Annotated in this window: 7 protein-coding genes and 1 pseudogene; 6 read left to right on the top strand and 2 right to left on the bottom strand. The window is 50.0% G+C overall.

Annotated features, from left to right (window positions below; genetic code table 11):
• Positions 1–96 precede the first annotated feature (96 nt).
• A pseudogene (locus tag BGK49_RS10990) lies at positions 97–333 on the bottom strand (transposase); the annotation flags it as partial.
• A gap of 15 nt (positions 334–348) precedes the next feature.
• Between BGK49_RS10990 and BGK49_RS10985 the strand changes: the two are divergent.
• The 6 genes from BGK49_RS10985 to BGK49_RS10960 all read left to right on the top strand — a co-directional run bounded on the left by BGK49_RS10985 (position 349) and on the right by BGK49_RS10960 (position 3,389).
• Positions 349–618: a helix-turn-helix transcriptional regulator gene (locus BGK49_RS10985; protein ID WP_001117462.1), complete on the top strand. Its 270-nt coding sequence runs from the start codon at positions 349–351 to the stop codon at positions 616–618.
• On the top strand, positions 615–1,040 hold the full coding sequence (locus tag BGK49_RS10980) for a toxin YdaT family protein (protein ID WP_000693856.1): 426 nt from the start codon (positions 615–617) through the stop codon (positions 1,038–1,040). Before BGK49_RS10985 ends, BGK49_RS10980 begins: the two co-directional genes overlap by 4 nt.
• A gap of 71 nt (positions 1,041–1,111) precedes the next feature.
• Positions 1,112–2,182, top strand: coding sequence for a hypothetical protein (locus BGK49_RS10975; RefSeq protein WP_024259707.1), 1,071 nt, complete (start codon positions 1,112–1,114; stop codon positions 2,180–2,182).
• 40 nt (positions 2,183–2,222) lie between these two features.
• Positions 2,223–2,645 carry a DUF977 family protein gene (locus BGK49_RS10970; protein WP_001151146.1) on the top strand — a complete coding sequence of 141 codons (423 nt, stop codon included), beginning with the start codon at positions 2,223–2,225 and terminating at the stop codon, positions 2,643–2,645.
• Complete coding sequence (locus tag BGK49_RS10965; RefSeq protein ID WP_001266147.1) at positions 2,642–2,947, top strand: DUF4406 domain-containing protein; 306 nt, start codon at positions 2,642–2,644, stop codon at positions 2,945–2,947. Before BGK49_RS10970 ends, BGK49_RS10965 begins: the two co-directional genes overlap by 4 nt.
• Positions 2,934–3,389: an ead/Ea22-like family protein gene (locus BGK49_RS10960; protein WP_000335375.1), complete on the top strand. Its 456-nt coding sequence runs from the start codon at positions 2,934–2,936 to the stop codon at positions 3,387–3,389. The genes BGK49_RS10965 and BGK49_RS10960 overlap by 14 nt, the downstream gene beginning before the upstream one ends.
• 49 nt (positions 3,390–3,438) lie before the next feature.
• Here BGK49_RS10960 and BGK49_RS31665 read toward each other — a convergent pair.
• On the bottom strand, positions 3,439–3,510 hold a 72-nt coding region (locus tag BGK49_RS31665; protein WP_252966805.1), incomplete at its 5' end, for a hypothetical protein.

Here is a 3,510-nt window from a genome sequence, read left to right as displayed (position 1 = left end):
GTAGCTGAACAGGAGGGACAGCTGATAGAAACAGAAGCCACTGGAGCACCTCAAAAACACCATCATACACTAAATCAGTAAGTTGGCAGCATCACCAAGGCGAGCTTCATTTAACGCCTTACGCAGTTGCAGAATTTCAGATTCCAGTTCAGCCACCGTGCGGGAACCAGGAGTACCGAGCCCTTTTCTGGCGGCGGTAACCCATTGTCCTAAAGTGCCTTCAGGAAGGGATAATCGGGAAGCGCCTTCACTGATCGAAAGTTGATTTTCAAGAACCGTTCTGACAGCTTCGGCTTTGAACTCTTTAGAGTAACGTTGGTTTTTTCTGCTCATTATTAGCTCCTTCTGATGCCATTCTATTTCAGGAAGGAGTGTCCGTTAAACTCAGGCTACCTCACTGTTCGCGTTGCTGTTGTGGCCGACGTTTGTGGTGTCAGCCAAAGAGCAATCTATAAATGGATGGATAACGGAAAATTGCCTCGCACAGAATATACCGGCGAAACAAATTACGCTGAAAAAATCGCTCTTGCATCAAACGGATTATTTTCTGCCGATGCAATTTTAACTATTGGCAGGAATAAAACTACTACGAAAAAGCTGATGGGAGTTGATTCATGAAAATCAAGCATGAACACATCCGCATGGCGATGAATGCCTGGGCGCATCCGGACGGCGAAAAAGTACCGGCTGCGAAAATTACCAAATCGTATTTCGAGCTGGGAATGACGTTCCCGGAACTGTATGACGACAGCCATCCGGAAGCCCTGGCTCGCAATACTCAGAAAATTTTCCGCTGGGTGGAGAAAGACACCCCTGATGCGCTTAAAAAAATTCAGGCGTTGTTACCAGCTATCGAAAAAGCAATGCCACCTCTGCTGGTGGCCCGAATGCGCAGCCATAGCTCAGCCTATTTTCGGGAACTAGTGGAGACGCGGGAACGACTGGTGAGAGACGCTGATGATTTTGTCGCAGTGGCGATCGCTGGTTTCAACCAGATGAATCGTGGTGGCCCTGCAGGAAATATTGTGGCTGTGCATTGACTCGCAATATTCATACCGGATCACTTCCGGCAATTTGTGAGTAAAAAGATTCGGTATCAAAAGAGGTGAGTATGGCTAACGCCTGGCTCAGATTATGGCATGACATGCCAAATGACCCTAAGTGGCGAACAATTGCCAGGGTGTCAGGGCAGCCAATTGCAACAGTGATGGCAGTGTATATCCACCTCCTGGTGAGCGCGTCACGAAATGTCACGCGAGGTCACATTGATGTCACGACAGAAGATTTGGCAAGTGCGCTCGACGTGACAGAAGAGGTAATTGATTCAATTTTGCAGACGATGCAGGGGCGGGTACTTGATGGTGATTTAATCACTGGATGGGAAAAACGCCAGGTGCTGAAAGAGGACAACGGCAATATTCCGCAAACCGCAAAATCTCCTGCAGAGCGCAAGAGGGCGCAGCGAGAGAGGGAAAGAAAGCGGGAACAAAATGGCGATTGTCACGGCGCGTCACGATATGTCACGCACATGTCACGACGAGTCACGACAGATAAAGATACAGATAAAGATACAGATCAAGAAGATCAAAACACTATGGTCCATGGCGTAAAAAACGCCACGAACCAGGCAGGGGATGTTCAGACCGTCAATCCTGGTCAGCCAGCAGGCACGACACCGGAAGCCGATTCAGCGTATGCGCTGAAAGCCGATTCGGGCGCTGTGCAGCAGGTGATGACCGCAAGTCCGGAGCAATCACACCAACTGCAGCAGCCTGAAGCCGATTCCGCCATTCAGCGGGAAGCCGATCGGGTAGTCCCGGAAAACACCGGGCAGTCTGTGGGACGAGTGGATTATCCGGATGTGTTCGAACAGGTCTGGCGGGAGTACCCGTTGCGTGCCGGGGCAAACCCGAAGAAATCCGCTTTCAGTGCCTGGAAGGCCAGATTACGCGAGGGGGTGCCACCAGAGGCCATGCTGGATGGCGTGAGGCGTTACGCAAGATACCTGGCGGCTACCGGGAAAACGGGAACGGAATTTGTTCAGCGAGCGACGACGTTTTTTGGACCGGACCGGAATTTTGAGAACCCCTGGTTGCTCCCGGTAAGCGGCACGAACAACCAGCGTTGTGTGAATCATATTTCTGAACCGGATAGCGAAATTCCGCCGGGCTTCAGGGGGTAAGTGTTAATTTCTGGTCATGAGGTAATTTTCAGGAGGGCTTGTGGCAAAAGTTTTTACACAAGAAGAGCGGGAAAAAATTAAAGGGCAGGTTCTTGAACTCGTACGCCAGAGTGGGCGCGAGACGTTACGACAACTGGAAGCTAAAACTGGGGCAACAAGATATCTGATGAGCGTTCTGGCCAGAGAGCTGGTTGCCAGTGGCGATGTATACAACTCTGGTTACGGGTTATTCCCGTCTGAACAGGCGCGTAAGGACTGGCAAAATGCCCGTAAAAAGCTCTCAAGGGCAAAGCTGAAGAAACCATCTGCGGTTGATCCGGACCTTATCTGGTCATTACCTGACGGAGAAATACGTCGCTACGACAGTCGCCTAAACATAATCTGTCGCGAGTGCCGGAAGAGCGAAGTTATGCAGCGCATATTGTCGTTTTATCAGGGTAATTTTCAGGAGGTGATGGCGTGAGGGTGAGAGTCTATATCGCCGGTCCAATGACCGGGTATAAAAATTTCAACCGTGAGGCGTTTCACAATGCGGAAGAGGAACTGAAACGGGAAGGGCATACCGTCTTAAACCCGGCAGTACTTCCGGACGGGCTGACACAGCCGCAGTACATGGATATCTGCATGGCGATGATTCGTTGTGTGGATGCGATTTACATGCTGAAAGGCTGGCAGCGGTCAGCAGGCGCTAAGGCAGAACTGGCGCTGGCGGAGAAACTGGGGCATGCGGTGATTTTTCAGGAGACAGCCAGTGTGCAAGACTAATTACCAGGCATTACGTGAACGTTATTCACCAATTCAGGTGCCGGAATGTCCTGTTTGTGGCGATGAAATGTCGATACAGCGCATATTTTCCAGAACGCATATTGTGTATGCCTGCACAGGTGAGGGGGATGATGGATATTTTAAAACTGGTCGAACTTTTGCGGATGAGCATTACCTGAAATCGCGCGTAACCGTCGTTGATGTTAGCGATCCTGACGTACTGGCTTTACTGAAAGAGCTGGAAGTTAAAGACAAACGCATTGCAGAATTGACAGATGCGCTTACACAAATGATTAATGCGCACAAAACCACAATTCGTTTTGGTCATGAACGCATAACTGAATGTGGTGGTGATTGCGACTCGCCGGAAAAGATGATTTCAGAAAATCCGGATATCAGAATGGCAGAGGCTGTTTTGAGAGCAGGAATAAAAACTGAATAATTAAATTTAGCAGTAAGCGTGTAGCAAGAACCGTATTGACGGGGATGTGTTATTCAGTCGGCAGTGCTACGCGCCAGGGGAGCAGTTCGCCGACCCGGTTTATCGGCCAGTCGGCTATGAC

Origin of the sequence: Shigella sp. FC1544 (assembly GCF_001722145.1) — a bacterium.
Taxonomy (GTDB): domain Bacteria; phylum Pseudomonadota; class Gammaproteobacteria; order Enterobacterales; family Enterobacteriaceae; genus Escherichia; species Escherichia coli.
Note: the sequence above shows the minus strand (reverse complement) of the source record. Positions and strands in the feature narration are given on the sequence as shown.

Bases quoted from the DNA above. Each gene is read 5' to 3' on its own strand.
- BGK49_RS10985 (WP_001117462.1), top strand. From the start codon at position 349: ATGCCATTCTATTTCAGGAAGGAGTGTCCGTTAAACTCAGGCTACCTC.
- BGK49_RS10975 (WP_024259707.1), top strand. From the start codon at position 1,112: ATGGCTAACGCCTGGCTCAGATTATGGCATGACATGCCAAATGACCCT.
- BGK49_RS10980 (WP_000693856.1), top strand. From the start codon at position 615: ATGAAAATCAAGCATGAACACATCCGCATGGCGATGAATGCCTGGGCG.